This is a genomic window from Sphingomonas sp. BK580 (assembly GCF_014194975.1).
Classification (GTDB): Bacteria; Pseudomonadota; Alphaproteobacteria; order Sphingomonadales; family Sphingomonadaceae; genus Sphingomonas.
Genome location: NZ_JACIAY010000005.1, coordinates 160414 through 178110, shown reverse-complemented (window position 1 = coordinate 178110; position 17697 = coordinate 160414). Strand labels below are relative to the sequence as shown.

Here is a 17697-nt window from a genome sequence, read left to right as displayed (position 1 = left end):
GTTCGCCGGAGTGCACCGACGCCGCAGGCGAGGTGAACCATGCGCCGAGGAGGGCAACGGCTCGCCCCGCCTAGGTCTCCAAGCCTCCCGCCTGCGCGGGAGCATAGCAACGCGTGTTCGGCGGTCGCGCTATTGCCCGTCGCTCTCCCCGCGGCCGGCGCCGACCGCGCTGTCCTCGCCGGTGGCGCGGCCGCCGTCCTTCTTCGGATAGGCCTCCGGCGTGGTGCCGCCCTGGTTCTTGACCGCCTGCTCGTCGCCCGCGTCGCGGACCTTGCCGTCCTGGCGGAAGTCGCCGCCCGGCTTGTTCGGCTGCTCGCTCATGTCGCTCTCCTTCGCTGCGGCCCTAACGACCCGGGGGCGCCAGGAGTTCAGCCGTCGCGGCGGCGCTCGATCAGCCAGGGGCGCGGGCGGCCGGTCGGCTTGGCGGTGCCGTCGAGCCGCGTCGCCTTGTTGACGCGGACCGGCTGCAGCATCAGCGTGCCCTTCATCCCGCCACCTGTGGGCTCGGCGAGGATGCGCTTTACCGTCGCCTGCCCCGCCACGACCCGCCCGAAGGCGGCATAGCCCGGGTTGGTCGGTGTCCAGTCCATCGAGGGGATCGCGCCGACGGTGATGAACCAATTGCCGTTGGCCGCGCCGGGCGGGCCCAGCCGCGCCATCGAGATCGTCATGTCGAGATGCTTGATCCCGGTCTGCCTGGTCGATTCGTGCGGGATCGTGTCCAGGAAGCGGCGCGCGTCGGTGCGGATGCCCGACTGGATGAAGCCGTAGCGCGGGTCGCGCTTGTTGCGCGCGGTGCGATAGAAGCTCACGCCGTCGAACCGCCCGTCGTCGACGTAGCGCATGAAATTGGCGGTGGTCACCGGCGCGTGGCGCGCGTCGAGCGCGAGCACGATCGGGCCGTCTGCGGTCTCGAGCCGGACCCGCACCCAGCCGGGCGTGGCACGGTCGGCGCGCTGCGCCGCGACGGGCGGGGAGAGCAGCGCGGCGAGCGCGACGAGCGGGAGCAGGGGACGCATGCGCCTGGCGCTAGGTCGCGCGGCGCGCGCGTGCAAGCCGCGAGCGGCCCTCACCTTCCAATAGGCGATCAGCGCGGGGCCGAGCGCGCGAGCAGCGCGACCAGGTCGTCCTTCCACAGCCGCGCCCAGGTGTGACTGCCATGGCCGCGCGTCTCGACGCTCTCGGGGATCAGCCGGAAGCGCGCGTCGCGCATCCGCTTCACCGCGCCGTCGGGATAGTCGAGCGCGCGCGGGTTGATGAAATCGTCCGCCGAGTTGATCCACGTCAGCGGTGCGGTGATCGCCTCCAGGCGCGGCCAGGGATCGTAGCTGCGCGACGAGTCGAGCGCCCAGATCAGGTCGTTGGCGTCGAGCCCCTGGAGCGAGGCCGCGACACGCTGGCGCGCGTAGGCGGCCGCGGCGTCGCGTGTCGGATAAGCGTCCTGCAAATAGATCGGCGCGCCGCCCGCGACGAACAGCAGCGAGGCCGCGCCGCGCAGCCCGGCGAGCGGCTGCGCCCGATAGCGACCGCCGGCATAGGCCGGGTCGGCGGTGATCGACTCGATCGCGAGCTGGCGCCACATCCGGTTGAGCCCGGCGATCGGGACGGCCTCGCAGCCGAGCGGCATCAGCGCGCGCGCCGCGTCGGGCCAGCGCTCGCCCCACATCAGCGCGTGCATGCAGCCCATCGAGGTGCCCATCAGCAGACGCAGCCGCCTGATCCCGAGCGTCTCGGTCACCAGCCGGTGCTGGAGTGCGACCATGTCGTCATAGTCGTAGCGCGGGAAGTCGGGGCCGCTGCCGTCGGACGGCTTGGACGAGCCGCCGTGCCCGATATTGTCGGGCAGGATGACGTAGTAGCGGGTGATGTCGAGCGGCTGGCCGGGGCCGTAGAGCTGGTCGGCGAACTGCGGCTGGAGGAACTGCTTGCCGGTCCCGCCGGTGCCGTGGAGCACCATCACCGCATTGTCGATATCGCCGCGCGAGTCGCGGTGCGGGGTGCCGAGCGTGGTGTAGTGGAGCCGCACGCGCGCCATCGTCCCGCCCGCGGCGAAGGTCACGTCGCGCAGCTCGGCGTCGGCCTCGCGCGTCGGCCAGGTGCGCGCGGCGGCTGGTTGCGGCGCGGCGGCGGTGATCGGCGGGCGCTGGCCCTGCTGCTGGGCGAGCGCGGGCGAGGCGGCGAGCCCGATCAGGGCGAGGAGGGAGCGGATCATGCCCCCTTGTCGGCGAGCCGCCGCGGGGGTGCAAGCCGCGCTCAGCCCACGGTGCGCGCGCGCAGCAGCCGCACGAACTCGCCGAGCGGGCAGCTTCGCTCCGGACCACCGGCGCAGCCGGGGATCGGGAGCCGGGTCACGGCGCCGCCGCGCGCGAGGCGGCGCAGCTGGGTCGGCGACTGGGTGCGATAGGTCGCGCGGACGAAGCGCGCCCCGGCGCGGCCGCGCAGCAGCTCGAGCACCAGCGCGCCGCCGGGCGCGACATCGCCCGCGGCATAGCCCGGCGCGGTCAGCGTGACCCCCAGCACCGCGGCGAGCGCGGTGACGTTGGTGTCGTGCCCCACCAGCAGCTCGATGGCGGGGCCGTCGCGCGCGGTGAGCCGCTCCTCGATGCGGCGCGCGAGCGGCCCGGCCTGACGCGCCGCCATATAGGGCGGTCGCGAGAAGACGTCGAACAGCGCGGCGTGGAGCGCGCCGAGCCGGCGTAGCGCCGCGGGGTCGACCCGCGCCCAGGGCGTGTGCGCGGTCAGCCCCTCGGCATATTGCAGCAGCAGCACCTGTGCGGTGCCCGAGACGTCGCGGATCGGGCCTGTCAGCTCGATCGCGCGCCCGTCGGCGCTGGGGCGCAAGGTCGCGGGCGCGTCGGGGCTGCAACCCGCCGCGTCGCCGCAGCCGAGCGCGCGGTCGAGTTCGGCACGCTGCGGCCGATAGCGATCCGCCATGCGCTCGACCCCGCCGGTATAGGCCTGGATCGACTCGATCGCGGCACGCGGGTCGAACGGCGCCGCTTCCGCGCGCAGCGGCTCGAACAGCGGGTCGACGTCGCCCGCGCCGCGGTGTCCGACCGGCACCGCGCAGCCGGGGGCGAACCCCTCCACCAGCGCGGCGCCGCTGGCGATGGTCCGCTCCGCGGTGTTGGCCCAGACGCTCAGCTGCCCGGCCGCGGGGCAGCGCCCGCGCGCGGTGACGCCGAGCGAGTCGAGCCAGCGTCGCGCCGTCGCGCCCTCGATCCGCAGGGCGCGCGCGCCGTGCGGGGTGAGCCGCTCGGGTGCCACCGGCCAGCGCAGCCACGGCGCGTCGGTGCGCGTGCCCGCGGGCACCTCGCCGGTGATCGGCGCGCGCACGCCGTGCCGCACCAGCGCGACCACCCGCTCGACGCGGAGCTCGTGCGGCCGCACCACATCGCGAGGCGCGGCGTCGAGCGGTGCGGCGAGCGGGAGCGCGAGCGGTGCCAGCGATCGTGTCCAGCGTGTGATCCGTCCCGTCATGTCCGCCTCCGCCACCGCCCGCGGCTAGCATTATAGCCGCGCGGTGCTGGCCAGCGTTGCATCGGCGTGACGACGATCGCGTGACAGCGCATGACGGCCGTCGCCCGAGCACGCGTTGGAGCGCGGCGACGAGCCGTCGGATCGCTCGGCTAGACGACCGCGTCGAGCAGCAGCACGAACACCAGCCCGAAGCTGCCGACCAAGGTCTCCATCAGCGACCAGGAGCGGAACGTGTCGCGCAGGCTCAGCCCGAAATATTCCTTGAACATCCAGAAGCCCGAGTCATTCACGTGGCTGCACATCAGGCTGCCCGCGCCGATCGCGAGCACCATCAGGTTCGGGTTGGCGCCGCTGGTGGCGAGCAGCGGCGCGACCAGCCCGCCCGCGGTGAGCCCCGCCACGGTCGCCGAGCCGAGCGCGACCCGGATCACGCAGGCGAGCAGCCAGCCCAGCACCAGCGGCGGGATCGGCAGCGTCGCCAGCTCGGCGGCGAGCACGCGGTCGGCGCCGCTCTCCACCAGCACCTGCTTGAGCGCGCCGGCGCCGGCGATGATGAGCAGGATCGGCGCGATGTCGCGCGTCGCGCCGGCGAAGCTCTCCATCATGCGCGGCAGCGGCAGGCCACCGCCCGCGCCCAGCGCGAGCATCGCGATGGCGATCGCCACCAGCAGCACGACCGTCGGGTTGCCGACGAAGCGCACCGCGGCGGCGAGGTCGGGCGACGGAGCGAGATAGCTTAGCGCGGTGGTGCCCGCGATCAGCCCGACGGGTAGCAGCGCGCACAGGAAGCTTACCGCGGTGCCGGGCAGCCGGCGCTCGGCGGTGTCGTCGCTGCCGAACAGCGCCGAGGGTGGCGACTGGATGTTCCTCAGCGTCAGCGCGAACAGCGGGCCCGCGATCAGCAGCGTCGGCACGCCGACGATCAGGCCGTAGATCAGCGTCTGGCCCAGGTCGGCGCCGAGCTGGGTCACCAGCGCGGTCGGCGAGGGGTGCGGCGGCAGGAAGCCGTGCGCGATCGACAGACCCGCGAGCAGCGGCATGCCGACATGCACCGGCGGCAGCTTGGCGCGCGCCGTGATCGAGAAGATCAGCGGCACCATCAGCACGAAGCCGACGTTGTAGAAGAGCGGGATGCCGACCAGGAAGCCGGTCGCCGCCATCGCCAGCGGCAGCCGCCGCGGGCCGAACACGGCGATCAGCGCGTCGGCGATCCGCCGCGCCGCACCGCTGTCGGCGATCAGCTTGCCCGCCATCGCGCCGAGCACCACGATGACGACGAGCGGGCCGATCGTGTCGCCGATGCCCTTCTCGATCGCCTTGGGGATGGTCTCGAGCGGCACGCCGAGCAGCACGCCGCCCAGCAGCGCGGCGATGACGAAGGCGACCAGCGGCGGCGCCTTGGCGAGCGCCACCAGCAGGATCAGCAGCACGATGACGAGAGCGATGGCGAGCAACGTCATGCCGGCCGGGCGACCATATCTATCCTCTCCCGCGGGGACGGTTCACCCGCGACCATGGCGGCGGCGTCGTCGCACCGCAACCGCGGCTTTGGTCGCGGGGCGGGACGCGCTAGAGCGGCGCGCGTGACCGAGATCGTCCCCGACAGCCAGCACCGCGGCCTCGTCGCCGCGCTCCCGCCGCTCCCGCGCGCGCTCGCGCTGCTCGCCCGGCTCGATCGGCCGATCGGCTGGTGGCTGCTGTTCTGGCCCGGCGCCTGGGCGGTCGCGCTCGCCGGCGGCGCGGTGGAGCGCTGGCCGCTGCTGCTATGGCTGCTGCTCGGCAGCGTGGCGATGCGCGGCGCGGGCTGCGTCTACAACGATATCGTCGACCGCGAGCTCGACGCCAGTGTCGCGCGCACGCGCCACCGCCCGCTGGCCAGCGGGCAGGTGTCGCTCGGCGCCGCCTGGGCGTGGCTGGTGGCCTTGTGCCTGATCGGGCTGGTGGTGCTGCTCCAGCTGCACCTCTACGCCGCGATCGTGTCGCTCGCCGCGCTCGCGCCGGTCGCGGCCTATCCCTTCATGAAGCGGATCACCTGGTGGCCGCAGGTCTGGCTCGGGCTGGTCTTCTCCTGGGCGGCGCTGGTCGGCTGGAGCGAGGTGTGGGGCGGGCTGACCGCGCCCGGCCTGCTGCTCTACGCCGGCGCGATCTGCTGGGTGGTCGGCTATGACACGGTCTACGCGCTGCAGGACCGCGAGGACGACGCGCTGATCGGGATCGGCTCGTCGGCGCTGGCAATGGGCCGGCACGTCCGCGCCGGGGTAGCGCTCTGCTACGCGCTCGCGCTGGCGCTATGGGCGGCGGCCTTCTGGCAGGTTCGCGCCGACGTCCTGGTGCTCGCCGCCTTGGCGCCGATGGCGCTCCACCTCGGCTGGCAGGCGGCGACGCTGGTGCCCGACGACGGCGCCGGCGCGCTCGCGCGCTTCCGCAGCAACCGCTTCGCCGGGCTGCTGATGTTCCTCGCCTGCGCGGCGGTGGGGACGCGCCTGTAGCGCGTGCCGCGCGCTCAGCTGGCCAGGCGCGGGAAGCCCGCGCGGAACGCGGCCACCTTGGGCTTGTCCCAGCGCACGATATAGGGGTGGTACGGGTTGCGCTGGAAGAAGTTCTGGTGCTCCGCCTCGGCCGGGTAGAAGGCGCCGCTCTCCACCTTGGTCGCGATCGGGCGCTGGAAGGCGTGTGCGGCGCCGAGCTGCGCGATATAGGCGCTGGCCACCGCGCGCTGCTCGGGCGTCTGCGCGAAGATCGCGGAGCGATAGCTGGTACCGACGTCGGGGGTCTGGCGATTCACCTGGGTAGGGTCGTGCGCCACCGAGAAATAGACGCGCAGCAGCGTCGCGTAGCTCACGACGCGCGGGTCATAGCGGACGCGGATCGCCTCCGCGTGCCGCGTCGTCTCGCTGCTGACGTCGCGATAGTTGGCGGTCGCGGCGGTGCCGCCCGCGTAGCCCGCGGTGACGTCGCGCACGCCGCGGACTTGCTGGAACACCGCTTCCATGCCCCAGAAGCAGCCGCCCGCGAGCACCGCGGTCTGCGAGCCCGGCGTCGGCGCGACGTCGCGCGCGGCGGCGGGGATCGGCACTGCTCGCTCCGCCTGCGCGGCGCCGCAGCTGGCCAGCGAGAGGGCGCCGAGCGCGAGGGCTGCGCGGCGACGAGGGAAGAGCCTGGTCATGCCGCGGAAGATGGGGAGCGCGCGGCGCGCCGGCAACATGGATCAGCGGCTTTCATCGCGCGCGCGGATCGCGAGCCGCGATAAGGCGCTCAGCGCGCGACGTGGGTCGCGGCGTAGGCGTTCGCGGGCGTCTCGGCCTGGCTGGCATGGATCCCGAGCATCGCCGCCGCGCCGATCAGGAAGCCGCCGGCGAACTGGCGCGCGAAGCTGGACTTGATGAAGCGGTTCATGGCGTTACTCTCTTCTCTCCGGCCGCGCGCGCGACCGCTCCGGTTCGACGAGCGCCGCGAGCGCCCTAGGGCTGGAGGAATACGGATCGGGCGATGAACGCACTCCGATCGGGCCGTTCACCTGGCGCCCATATAGGCGCGGCTCTCCTGCGTCGATATGTCAACGTTCGAACAGAAACGTTTCCGTTCGTGACCGTTACGCTACTCAGCGCAGCGCGGCGCAGGCCTGCTGGATGCGGTGGCAGGCCTCAGTCAGCAGCGCCTCGGAGGTGGCGTAGCTGATCCGCATCGCCGGCGAGACGCCGAAGGCGACGCCCTGCACCGCGGCGACCTTGGCATCGTCGAGCAGATAGCCGACGAAGTCGCTGTCGGTCTCGATCTTGCGCCCCGCCGGGGTCGCCTTGCCGATCACGCCACTGACGTCGGGGTAGACGTAGAAGGCGCCCTCCGGCGTGGGGCAGGTGATGCCCGCGGCCTCGTTGAGCATGCCGACGACCAGGTCGCGGCGCTTCTGGAAGGCGGCGGCGCGCTCCTTGAGGAACGACTGGTCGCCGGTCAGCGCCGCCACCGCGGCGGCCTGGGCGATCGAGCAGGGGTTGCTGGTCGACTGCGACTGGAGCTTGCTCATGGCCTTGATCAGCCACGGCGCGCCGCCGGCGAAGCCGATCCGCCAGCCCGTCATCGCATAGGCCTTGGAGCAGCCGTTCACCGTCAGCGTGCGCTCGTACAGCGACGGGCAGACCTCGGCGATCGTGGCGAAGCGGAAGCCGTCGTAGACGATATGCTCGTACATATCGTCCGCGAAGATCCACACGTGCGGGTGGCGCTCGAACACCGCGCCGAGCTCCCGGAGCTCGTCGACGGTGTAGGCCGCGCCGGTCGGGTTCGACGGCGAGTTGAGGATCACCCACTTGGTGCGCGGCGTGATCGCCGCCTCGAGCATCGCGGGGGTGAGCTTGTAGCCGACATCGGCACCCGCGGCGACGATCACCGGCGTGGCGCCGGCGAACTGCACCACGTCGGGGTAGCTCACCCAATAGGGCGCGGGCACGATCACCTCGTCGCCGGCGTCGAGCGTCGCCACCAGCGCGTTGAAGAGCGTGTGCTTGCCGCCGACGTTCACGCTGATCTGCGCGGGCGTGTAGTCGAGCCCGTTGTCGCGCTTGAACTTGGCGACGATCGCCTCCTTCAGCTCGGGCGTGCCGTCGACGTTGGTGTACTTGGTCTTGCCCGCGCGGATCGCCGCGATCGCGGCCTCCTTGACGAAGTCGGGCGTGTCGAAGTCGGGCTCGCCGGCGCCCAGCCCGATCACGTCGACCCCGGCGCGCTTCAGCTCCAGCACGCGGCTGGTGATCGCCAGCGTCGGCGAGGGGTTGATGCGGTCGAGCGCGGCGGAGGTGTGCATGGCGGGCGCCTTCGTTGAGGAAGCGCGCGTGCCTATGCGACGGGCGTCCTCATTGTGCAACCGCGAGCGTGGCCGGCATCAACCCGCGCAGCGCATTGCCGAGCAGGAATCCGCCCGCGAGGTCGCTGGGGGTGAGATCGCCCTCGGTCGCACGACCCTGTTCGATCAGCTCGGCGCGCAGCACGCCGGGCAGCAGCGGGCCGTCGCGCGGCGTCACCAGCGTCTCGCCCCGTTCGACGAAGACGGTCGTGAAACTGCCCTCGGTGAGGCGTCCGTCGGGGGCGACGAACACCACCTCGTCCGCACCGGCGGCGCGGCGCGCGCGATCGTAGAAGCCGCGGTCGCTGCTCTTGTGCCGCAGCCGCCAGTCACGCGGCGTCACCGGCAGCGGCGCCAGCGCGACGCGCAGCGGGGCGAGCCGCGGCAGCGGCGGCGCGGTCACCTCGATCGCGATCGCACCGGAGGGCGCCAGCAGCAGCCGCACACGCGCGCGCTCGCGCAGGCGGAAGGTCGCCGCCTGCAGCTCGTTGCGCGCGGCATGGCGATCGAAGTCGAAGCCCAGCGCGGCCGCGCTCGCCTTCATCCGCGCGAGATGGCGGTCGACGAGCAGCAGCCCCTCGAGCGGGTCGAAGGCGATCGTCTCGATCAGGTCGGGCGTGGTCACCGCGCGCGCGACGAAAGCCGCCTTGGCGAGTGCCTCGTCCCACTCCTCGTCGGCGCGCGAGTCGGCGACGATCCCGCCGCCGACGCCGAGCAGCGCCGTCTCCGCGCCGGCGGCGAGCGCGAGCGTTCGGATCGCGACGCTGAACTGCGCGTCACCGCCCGCGTCGATCCGCCCGATCGCGCCGGTGTAGACGTCGCGGGCGGTACCGCGCTCGATCGCGGCGATCGCCTGCATCGCCCGCACCTTGGGCGCGCCGGTGATCGAGCCGCACGGGAACAGGGCGGCGAGCACGTCGGCGGCGCCGCGATCCGGCGCGAGCGCGGCGGTGACGGTGGAGGTGAGCTGGTGGACGCTGGGATAATGCTCGACCGCGAACAGCTCGGGCACCGCGACGCTGCCCGCGACCGCGACGCGCGCGAGATCGTTGCGCATCAGGTCGACGATCATCAGATTCTCGGCGCGCTGCTTGGCGTCGGCGGCGAGCCGCTCGGCCGCGGCGCGGTCGGCCGCTGGGTCGGTCTCGCGCCGCGCGGTCCCCTTCATCGGGCGACAGGTGAGCCGGTCGCCGTCGAGCGCGACGAACAGCTCGGGCGAGAAGGACAGCAGCCAGTGCTCGCCGGTGGCGACGATCGCGCCCCAGCCGGCGCGCGCGTGCGGGCGCAGCCGGGCGTAGAGCGCGAGCGGGTCGCCGAGCACGGGCACGCGCGCGCGGAACGTGAGGTTGAGCTGGTAAAGGTCGCCCGCCGCGATCAGCGCCTGCGCCTGCGCGAACATCGCGTCATACTCGTCGCGCGTCGGCTCGGGTTCGGGCGCGCCGACCCAGCTCGCCGCCGCCTCGGGCAGCAGGGCGGCGACGTCGTCCACGGTCTGCCAGCCGTCGAACAGCCCGAACCAGGCGAGCGGCGGTGCGCCGTTCGACGGGAGCACGGCGCCCGCGCTCGGCTCGAACGCCGCACCGGCGGCATAGGAGAGGAAGCCCGCGGCGTCCGATCCCGTCGCCTCGCGGAGCAGGGCCGGTACGGCCGCGAGCGTGTCGGCGCGCAGCACCCGGCGCGGGTTCGTGTAGAGCCGCGCCGGACCGGCACCCGGTCGCGCGTCGTCGAGCAGCACGAAGGGCGGTTCGAGCACCATTGGCCGGTGATGCCCGCCCGCCGCCGCGGCGGCAAGTCGGCTCGCCTCGTCTCGTCGCGGCGAAGTCGCGGGAAGCGCGGCGATTCGGTCGACGCCGCCGGGTCGACGGCTGTGACAAGCGTCGTCGCCGCGGCTATGCGGGGCGCGCGCGGCGCTGCGGACCGCGCCAGGCGCGAGCCCAGGAGCGAGCAATGAGCGACACCCCGCTGCGCGCGGCGATTATCCCGGTCACCCCGCTTCAGCAGAATTGCACCCTGATCTGGTGCACCGCGACGATGCGCGCCGCGGTGGTCGATCCCGGCGGCGACCTGCCCAAGATCACCGCCGCGATCGCGCGCGCCGGCGTAGCGGTAGAGAAGATCCTGCTCACCCATGGCCATATCGACCATGCCGGCGCGGCCAAGCCGCTCGCCGACTCGCTGGGGGTGCCGATCGAGGGGCCGCACGAGGACGATCGCTTCTGGCTGGCACGGCTCGACGAGGACGGCCGGCAGTGGGGCGTCGAGGGCACCGTCTTCGAGCCGAACCGCTGGCTGGTCGAGGGCGACACGGTGAGCGTGGGCGAGCTGGTGCTCGACGTCTATCACACGCCGGGGCACACCGCCGGACACGTCATCTTTCACCACGCGCCGTCGAACTTCGCGCAGGTCGGCGACGTGCTGTTCCAGAATTCGATAGGTCGCACCGACCTGCCGCAGGGCAACTTCCCGCAGCTGATCGAGTCGATCGTCACCAAGCTCTGGCCGCTGGGCGACGCCACCGCCTTCATCCCCGGGCACGGCCAGCCGAGCACCTTCGCGCACGAGCGCCGCCACAACATGTTCGTGAGCGATCGGGTGCTGGCGCAATGATCGTCGGTCGCGAGTGATTCGCGTGAAGGTGCCGGGCCTTGCGCTTCGTCGTCGGCGGCATCAATTGCGCCGCTCGCTCGTTGGTGGCGCAGCGGAGAGACAGGTGACGGCGACTTGCAACAGTGGCGGAAATCGCTATAGGCGCGGGGCTTCGCGATACGAGCCGATGCCCGGCTGTCCGCCGCGGCCGGCTCATGCGTCGGCCGCGCGGCCCCGGACATCGGCTCGTCGCTGTTACGAACTCTTAGATAGATCAAGGTGCCGCGATGGCCGTCCCCAAGCGAAAGACTTCCCCCTCCCGCCGCGGCATGCGCCGCGCGCACGACGCGCTCTCGGTGGAGGCGTTCCAGGAGTGCCCGAACTGCGGCGAGCTGAAGCGCCCGCACAACCTGTGCACCGCCTGCGGTCACTACAACGGTCGCGAGGTCATCGCGGTCGACGCCTGACCGCGGGTCTCCCGCGGCTGAGCATCAGGAGTTGGGTCCAGTGATGTCCGACAGGTCCCGGATCGCCGTCGATGCGATGGGCGGCGACGAGGGGTTGGCGGTCATGCTGGCCGGGGTGGCGCGCGCGCGCCGCCGCTTCGACGACGTCAGCTTCCTGCTGGTGGGCGACGAGGCGGCGATCTCGGAGGGGCTGAAGAGCCACCCGAACCTTTCGCAGCATTCCGAGATCGTCCACGCCCCCGACGTGATCGCGGGCGACGAGAAGCCGAGCCAGGCGATCCGCCGCGCGCGCACCACCTCGATGGGCGTCGCGATCGATCTGGTGAAGCAGGGCCGCGCCGGCGCGGCGGTGTCGTCGGGCAACACCGGGGCGCTGATGGCGATGGCCAAGCTGTCGCTGCGCACCATGCCGGGGATCGACCGGCCCGCGCTCGCCGCGCTGCTGCCGACGCTGGGCGACAACGACGTGGTGGTGCTCGATCTCGGCGCGAACACCGAGTGCGACGCGCGCAACCTCGTCCAGTTCGCGGTGATGGGCGCGGCCTATGCGCGCACCACGCTCGACCTCGACTCGCCCCGGGTCGCGCTGCTCAACATCGGCAGCGAGGACCAGAAGGGCACCGAGGAGATCCGCGATGCCGCGCAGATGCTGCGCGTGGCGGGGCATCTGCCGATGAACTTCACCGGCTTCGTCGAGGGCGACCGGCTGTCGCGCGGCGAGCATGACGTGATCGTGTGCGACGGCTTCTCGGGGAACATCGCGCTCAAGACCGCGGAGGGCACCGCGCGCTTCGTCGCCGACCTGCTCAAGCGCGCCTTCACCAGCTCGGTCCGCTCCAAGCTGGGCTTCCTGATCTCGCGCCCGGCGACCGAGCTGCTGCGCGACCATCTCGATCCCAACAACCATAACGGCGCGGTCTTCCTCGGGCTCAACGGCCTGGTGCTCAAGAGCCACGGCGGCGCCAACGAGGTCGGCGTCGCCACCGCGATCGGCAACGCCGCCAAGATGGTGAAGGCCGATCTGGCGCGCCGCATCGCCGACGACCTGCGTCACTTCGAAGCGAAAGCCGCCGCATGATCCGTGCCGTGCTCACGGGGACGGGCGCCGCTCTCCCCGCGCGCCGCGTCTCCAACGCCGACTTGGCCGAGCGAGTCGACACGTCCGACGAGTGGATCGTCGAGCGTACCGGGATCCGCTTCCGCCATATCGCGGGCGAGGGCGAGACCACCGCGACGCTGGCGCGCGACGCCGCGCTCGCCGCGATCGCCGCCGCTGGGGTGACGGCGCGGGACGTCGACCTGATCGTGCTGGCGACCGCCACGCCCGACAACACCTTCCCCGCCACCGCCACCAAGGTGCAGGCGATGCTGGGGATCGACGACTGCGTCGCGTTCGACGTCGCGGCGGTCTGTTCGGGGTTCCTCTACGCGGTGCAGGTGGCGGACAGCATGATCCGCGCCGGCGCGCATCGCCGCGCGCTGGTGATCGGCGCCGAGACCTTCAGCCGGCTGCTCGACTGGGAGGATCGCGCCACCTGCGTGCTGTTCGGCGACGGTGCGGGCGCGATCGTGCTGGAGGCGCGCGACTCGGCCGACGACAACGCCGATCCCGCGGCGCGGGGCATCCTGGCGACCCGGCTCCACGCCGATGGTCGCCACAACGACCTGCTCTACGTCGACGGCGGGCCGTCGACCACGGGGACGGTCGGCAAGCTGCGCATGAAGGGGCGCGAGGTTTTCCGCCACGCGGTGGTCAATCTCGCCGCGGTGATGGAGGAAGCGCTCGCCGCCGCCGGGCTGCCGACCGATTCGGTCGACTGGGTCGTCCCACATCAGGCCAATGCCCGCATCCTCGACGCCACCGCGCGCAAGCTGTCGCTGCCCGCCGAGAAGGTGGTGATGACGGTCGACCAGCACGCCAATACCTCGGCCGCTTCGGTGCCGCTGGCCCTCGATCAGGCCGTGCGCGACGGGCGCATCCGGCCTGGCCATGTCGTCGTGCTCGAGGCGATGGGCGGCGGCTTCACCTGGGGCGCGGCGGTGCTGCGCTACTGACCCTGACTGGCGGTCGCCGATCGACAAGATAACGATTGCGTTATAACGGACCGTAATGAAAGTGTTTTAGTCTCGAAGGGGGTTGCGGTCATGGTGGATGCTGGCACGCTCACGCGCGCTGACCTGGCGGAGGCGCTGCATCGGCGCGTCGGCCTCTCGCGCGCTGACTCGGCACGCATGGTCGAGCAGATCCTCGAGAAGATGTGCGGTGCGCTGGCCGAGGGCGAGAACGTCAAGATCTCCGGCTTCGGCACCTTCGTGCTGCGCGACAAGGGCGAGCGGATCGGTCGTAACCCCAAGACCGGCGTCGAGGTGCCGATCGCGCCGCGCCGCGTGCTGACCTTCCGCGCCAGCCAGATGATGCGCGACCGCATCGCGGGCGCCAGCTGACGATCGTGGCGTCGGACGAGAAATCCGCCGCCGCCTTCCGGACGATCGGCGAGGTCGCCGCGGCGACCGGGGTCGCCCCGCACGTGCTGCGCTACTGGGAGGAACGCTTCCCGCAGCTCCGCCCGGTGACCCGCGCCGGCAACCGTCGCTATTACCGCCCCGCCGACATCGCGCTGATCGAGCGGATCGCCGCGCTGCTCGACGGCGAGGGCTACACGATCCGCGGCGTCCAGCAGCTGCTCGCGCGCGAGCGCCCGAGCGGCCGGCGCGCGAGCGCCACGGCCGCGGCCCGTTCCGAGCCGGCCGACGCTGCCACGCCGACACCGAGCATGACCAAGCACGCGCCGGGCGAGTTGCAGGGCGAGGCCGCCACGCTCGCGCGCGTACGGGTGGTGCGCGACTGGATCGCCGCCGCGCTCCGCGACGACTGAGGTTGTGATCTGATCTGTCCACGCCGACCCGTCCTCCCGCGCGCGCGATAGTCCAGCGTGACGGGCGTGAGGTCGGTGGCGCTGGGCTCCTGCGGGCGCAGGAGCACGCGGCGGTGGGTCGGACTCTAGGCCCCGCTACTCTCCACCAGCGCGTCGCGTAGCGCCTGCACCTGCCGGTTGAGCGCGGCGAGCTGGTCGATCGACAGTCGCGAGCGCTCCAGCAGGCGCTCCGCCAGGCAGCCGCAGCGCGCGCGCATCGCCTGTCCCGCCTCCGACAGGAACACCCGGACCTGACGCTCGTCGTCCGGATTGCGCCGGCGCTCGACCAGGCCCGCCGCCTCCATCCGCTTGACCAGTGGCGTGATCGTGCTCGACTCGAGCGCGAGCCGCTCGGCGATCGTGCCCACGCTGCGGCCGTCCTGCTCCCACAGCGCATGAAGCACGAGATATTGCGGGTAGGTGATGCCGAGCTCGTCGAGCAGCGGCTTGTACGCGCGCCCGACCGCCATGCTGGCGGCGTAGAGCGAGAAGCAGAGCTGTTGGTCGAGCGGCAGCGGAGCGGACATTCATGTCATCCTTTCCCGCGACATAGCGCATTCCTTATCGCGATACAAATTTTGCTGGACAGCGCGACCAGCGCGGTTTAGCAGAAACATATCGAGGCAACGATTGCTGCGATAGGAGATTGCATCATGACCGTCGACGTCAAGTACAGCACCCGCGCCACCGCCACCGGCGGGCGCGACGGCGAGGCGCGCAGCGAGGACGGCAAGCTCACCGTCGCGCTCTCTACCCCCAAGGAGCTCGGCGGTGCCGGCGGCGAGGGCGCCAACCCGGAACAGCTGTTCGCGGCGGGGTATTCGGCCTGCTTCATCGGCGCGCTCAAGGTCGCGGGCCAGCAGCTCAAGGTGAAGGTGCCGGCCGACACCAAGGTGACCGCAACCGTGGGCATCGGCCCGCGTTCGGAAGGAGGGTTCGGCATCACCGCCGACCTGCTCGTCGACCTGCCCGGGGTCGAGCGCGCCGAGGCGGAGCGGCTGGTCGAGACCGCGCACCAGATCTGCCCCTATTCGAACGCGACCCGCGGCAACGTCGACGTCGGCCTCACGCTCGCCTGACGGAGACTCGCTCATGCCCCGCCCTGCCGGTACCGAGCGGTTCACGCTCAACCAGACGATGCTGCGGGTGCGTGACCCAGCGGCGTCGCTGGCCTTCTACCAGCAGGTGCTGGGCATGACGCTGCTGCAGCGGCTGGATGTCGACGACCTGCGCTTCTCGCTCTACTTCCTCGCCTTCCTCGGCGAGGAGGAGAGCGTGCCGGCCGACCCGGTCGAGCGCGCTCGCTTCGTCTTCACGCGCGAGACCACACTGGAGCTGACGCACAATTGGGGCACCGAGAGCGATCCCGACTTCGCCTATCATAGCGGCAACGACGCGCCGCGCGGCTTCGGCCATCTCGGCGTCTCGGTGCCCGACGTCGCCGCCGCCTGTGCGCGGTTCGAGGCCATGGGCGTGCCGTTCCGCAAACGTCCCGACGAGGGTACGATGCGCGACATCGCCTTCATCACTGATCCCGACGGCTATTGGATCGAGATCCTGTCGCCCCAGAGCATGACCGCCCGCGTCGTCGCGGCGGGCTAGGAGATGCCGCCGACGAGCTGCTCGCTCGTAAGCGGGGAGGCGATGCGGGATGCCGACGGCACCGCTCAGCGGAACCAGTGCCGCCGAAGGAAATAGATCACCGTCCCCGCGGCGATCAGCGCGCAGACGCCCGCGATCGCGTCGAACGCCCAGGGCTCCTTGGCATAGGGCAACCCCTCGACGTTCATGCCGTACAGCCCGGTGAGAAACGTCAGCGGCAGGAACACCATCGCGACGACGGAGATCACCAGCCCTCGCTGGTCGAGCTGCTCGGCGCGCAGGTCGGTCAGCGCCTCGTGCACCAGCGCGGCGCGCTCGCGGATCGCCTCCACCTCCTCCGCCATGCGCGCGGCGCGGTCGGCCGCGGCGGAGAGGTGCGCGCGGTCGTCCTCGGCGAGCCAGTCGCCCGGCAGGGTCGCCAGTTTCTCCAACGCGGCGCGCTGCGGCGCGAGGAAGCGGCGATAGTTGATCGCCTCCGACCGCACCTTGGTGACGCCGCGGCGCAGCTCGAAGATATGCTCCGCGGCGAGTTTCTGCTCGCAATCGTCGAGCCAGTCGCCGAGGTCGCCGACCACGGGATCGAGGTCCTCGGTGATCTCCGTGGCGAAGGCGCTGATCAGGTCGCCGGGGTCGCGGAGCGCACCCGCGCGCATCTGCTGCACCACCTCCTCCAGCACTACCAGATGCTTGCGGGAGACAGTGACGACCCGCCCCCTAGCCGCCCAGATGCGGATCGAGGCGAGCATGTCCGAGCCGTCGAGCTGCTCGTCGGTGCGGCCGCGCAGGTTGACGAAGGCGCTGTCGGTGAGCTTGTCCGCGCGCGGGCGCGACTCAGCGGCGGTCAGCGCGTCGACGATATAGGGTGGTAGCCCGGCCTCGTCGCGCAGCCACGCCTGGGCGTGCTCGGCATTGCTGGCGAGATGGACCCAGACGAACGGCGCGCCGCAGCCGAGCGCGCCCTTCACCGGCACCTCCTCGACCGCGCCCTCCCCGGTGACTCGCCACGCGGTGCCGCTCATCGCTCCTCCTCCATCGCGAGATCGACCACCAGGCCGGCCGCGGGGGCGAGCGGCGGCGCGGCGCACTCCACCCGCTCGGCGTCGGCGCGCGCGCGATCGAGGATCGCGGGTGGCACGTCGGAGCGATGCGTCACCACGTCCGCCGCGGCGAGTAGCCTGGCTTGGCGCAGCGTGAGCTCGTCCGGGTCGTGCGAGCGCAGCCGCAGCCGGGCGAGGCCGGTGGCGCGTTGCGCCGCGATCACCGCGGCGGCGACGTCGTCGAGCGCGGGCGTGCCGAACGGATCGAGCGCGCCGCCAGGCGCGAGCGCGGCGCCGATCGCGCGTCGGCGCGCGCTCATGTCGGGCAGTCCGGCGCGGAGCGCGGGCCGGGCGGCGTGAAGCGCCTCGGCCAGCCGGCCGAGCGTCGCGGGCAGCAGCGTCTCGAGGCGTTGGCGCAGCGCGGCGGCCAGACCCGCCGACACGCCCGCGCTGCCGATCGCGACCAGCACCGGCGCACGGTCCACGATCGCGGGCAGGGTGAAGTCGCACAGCTCGGGCCGGTCGACCGCGTTGACTAGCACGCCGCGGGCCTTGAGCCGCGCCACCGCCGCCTCGTCGTCCGCCACCACGGCGAGCCGCGCCGCGCCGTCGTCCTCGCCGACGATCACCGCGCCCGCGCGCTCGAGCAGCCGCCGCTTCGCCGCGGCCGGCTCGCCCCCGCCGACCAGGATCACGGGCCGTCCCGCCAGCCGCAGGAACACCGGCAGGCTCGGCAGCGCCGCCGCGGCCTCGCGCGGATCGCTCACCGG

At 72.4% G+C, this 17697-nt stretch carries 21 protein-coding genes; 9 read left to right on the top strand and 12 right to left on the bottom strand.

Annotated features, from left to right (window positions below; genetic code table 11):
- Positions 1-129: 129 nt before the first annotated feature.
- The 5 genes from FHY05_RS11335 to FHY05_RS11315 all read right to left on the bottom strand — a co-directional run bounded on the left by FHY05_RS11335 (position 130) and on the right by FHY05_RS11315 (position 4940).
- Positions 130-321, bottom strand: a complete 192-nt coding sequence (locus FHY05_RS11335) for a hypothetical protein (RefSeq protein ID WP_183944502.1) — start codon at positions 319-321, stop codon at positions 130-132.
- Between the two features lie 47 nt (positions 322-368).
- Positions 369-1019 (bottom strand): peptidylprolyl isomerase, encoded by a 651-nt coding sequence (locus tag FHY05_RS11330; RefSeq protein WP_183944501.1) that lies wholly within the window; start codon positions 1017-1019, stop codon positions 369-371.
- A 68-nt stretch (positions 1020-1087) separates the two neighbouring features.
- Positions 1088-2212 (bottom strand): alpha/beta fold hydrolase, encoded by a 1125-nt coding sequence (locus tag FHY05_RS11325; protein WP_183944500.1) that lies wholly within the window; start codon positions 2210-2212, stop codon positions 1088-1090.
- A 41-nt stretch (positions 2213-2253) separates the two neighbouring features.
- Positions 2254-3480 carry a histidine-type phosphatase gene (locus FHY05_RS11320; RefSeq protein WP_183944499.1) on the bottom strand — a complete coding sequence of 409 codons (1227 nt, stop codon included), beginning with the start codon at positions 3478-3480 and terminating at the stop codon, positions 2254-2256.
- A 149-nt stretch (positions 3481-3629) separates the two neighbouring features.
- On the bottom strand, positions 3630-4940 hold the full coding sequence (locus FHY05_RS11315; RefSeq protein WP_183944498.1) for a gluconate:H+ symporter: 1311 nt from the start codon (positions 4938-4940) through the stop codon (positions 3630-3632).
- A gap of 123 nt (positions 4941-5063) precedes the next feature.
- Between FHY05_RS11315 and ubiA the strand changes: the two genes are divergently transcribed.
- A complete protein-coding gene (ubiA, locus tag FHY05_RS11310; RefSeq protein ID WP_311732452.1) occupies positions 5064-5969 on the top strand; it encodes a 4-hydroxybenzoate octaprenyltransferase in 906 nt (301 codons plus the stop codon).
- 14 nt (positions 5970-5983) lie between these two features.
- On the opposite strand, the gene msrA is transcribed toward ubiA, so the two are convergent.
- From msrA to pabB, 4 genes are all read right to left on the bottom strand, one after another.
- Entirely contained in the window at positions 5984-6646 is a 663-nt protein-coding gene (msrA, locus tag FHY05_RS11305; RefSeq protein WP_183944496.1) for a peptide-methionine (S)-S-oxide reductase MsrA, read from the bottom strand.
- A gap of 89 nt (positions 6647-6735) precedes the next feature.
- Positions 6736-6876 (bottom strand): hypothetical protein, encoded by a 141-nt coding sequence (locus tag FHY05_RS11300; RefSeq protein WP_183922292.1) that lies wholly within the window; start codon positions 6874-6876, stop codon positions 6736-6738.
- A 205-nt stretch (positions 6877-7081) separates the two neighbouring features.
- Positions 7082-8281 carry a pyridoxal phosphate-dependent aminotransferase gene (locus FHY05_RS11295; RefSeq protein WP_183944495.1) on the bottom strand — a complete coding sequence of 400 codons (1200 nt, stop codon included), beginning with the start codon at positions 8279-8281 and terminating at the stop codon, positions 7082-7084.
- 49 nt (positions 8282-8330) lie between these two features.
- Positions 8331-10076, bottom strand: coding sequence for an aminodeoxychorismate synthase component I (gene pabB, locus FHY05_RS11290; RefSeq protein ID WP_183944494.1), 1746 nt, complete (start codon positions 10074-10076; stop codon positions 8331-8333).
- A gap of 191 nt (positions 10077-10267) precedes the next feature.
- Here pabB and FHY05_RS11285 point away from each other — a divergent pair, with 191 nt between their 5' ends.
- The 6 genes from FHY05_RS11285 to FHY05_RS11260 all read left to right on the top strand — a co-directional run bounded on the left by FHY05_RS11285 (position 10268) and on the right by FHY05_RS11260 (position 14249).
- On the top strand, positions 10268-10927 hold the full coding sequence (locus tag FHY05_RS11285) for an MBL fold metallo-hydrolase (RefSeq protein WP_311732451.1): 660 nt from the start codon (positions 10268-10270) through the stop codon (positions 10925-10927).
- A gap of 266 nt (positions 10928-11193) precedes the next feature.
- A complete protein-coding gene (gene rpmF, locus FHY05_RS11280; RefSeq protein ID WP_028967316.1) occupies positions 11194-11373 on the top strand; it encodes a 50S ribosomal protein L32 in 180 nt (59 codons plus the stop codon).
- A 43-nt stretch (positions 11374-11416) separates the two neighbouring features.
- The gene (plsX, locus tag FHY05_RS11275) at positions 11417-12451 is read left to right on the top strand and encodes a phosphate acyltransferase PlsX (RefSeq protein WP_183944493.1); all 1035 of its coding nucleotides are present in this window, start codon (positions 11417-11419) and stop codon (positions 12449-12451) included.
- Complete coding sequence (locus FHY05_RS11270; RefSeq protein ID WP_183944492.1) at positions 12448-13428, top strand: beta-ketoacyl-ACP synthase III; 981 nt, start codon at positions 12448-12450, stop codon at positions 13426-13428. The genes plsX and FHY05_RS11270 overlap by 4 nt, the downstream gene beginning before the upstream one ends.
- 42 nt (positions 13429-13470) lie before the next feature.
- Complete coding sequence (locus FHY05_RS11265) at positions 13471-13818, top strand: integration host factor subunit alpha (RefSeq protein WP_311732459.1); 348 nt, start codon at positions 13471-13473, stop codon at positions 13816-13818.
- Positions 13819-13820: 2 nt separating this feature from the next.
- The gene (locus tag FHY05_RS11260) at positions 13821-14249 is read left to right on the top strand and encodes a MerR family transcriptional regulator (protein WP_183944603.1); all 429 of its coding nucleotides are present in this window, start codon (positions 13821-13823) and stop codon (positions 14247-14249) included.
- Positions 14250-14374: 125 nt separating this feature from the next.
- Here the strand turns inward: FHY05_RS11260 and FHY05_RS11255 are convergent, their stop codons facing one another.
- Positions 14375-14815 (bottom strand): MarR family winged helix-turn-helix transcriptional regulator, encoded by a 441-nt coding sequence (locus FHY05_RS11255; RefSeq protein WP_183944490.1) that lies wholly within the window; start codon positions 14813-14815, stop codon positions 14375-14377.
- 126 nt (positions 14816-14941) lie between these two features.
- On the opposite strand from FHY05_RS11255, the gene FHY05_RS11250 reads away from it, so the two are divergent.
- Both FHY05_RS11250 and gloA read left to right on the top strand, forming a co-directional pair.
- A complete protein-coding gene (locus FHY05_RS11250; protein WP_183944489.1) occupies positions 14942-15367 on the top strand; it encodes an organic hydroperoxide resistance protein in 426 nt (141 codons plus the stop codon).
- A gap of 13 nt (positions 15368-15380) precedes the next feature.
- Positions 15381-15890, top strand: coding sequence for a lactoylglutathione lyase (gene gloA, locus FHY05_RS11245; RefSeq protein WP_183944488.1), 510 nt, complete (start codon positions 15381-15383; stop codon positions 15888-15890).
- 65 nt (positions 15891-15955) lie between these two features.
- Here the strand turns inward: gloA and FHY05_RS11240 are convergent, their stop codons facing one another.
- Positions 15956-16909: a zinc transporter ZntB gene (locus FHY05_RS11240; RefSeq protein ID WP_183944487.1), complete on the bottom strand. Its 954-nt coding sequence runs from the start codon at positions 16907-16909 to the stop codon at positions 15956-15958.
- On the bottom strand, positions 16906-17694 hold the full coding sequence (locus FHY05_RS11235; protein WP_409321719.1) for an NAD(P)-dependent oxidoreductase: 789 nt from the start codon (positions 17692-17694) through the stop codon (positions 16906-16908). Before FHY05_RS11235 ends, FHY05_RS11240 begins: the two co-directional genes overlap by 4 nt.
- Positions 17695-17697 lie beyond the last annotated feature (3 nt).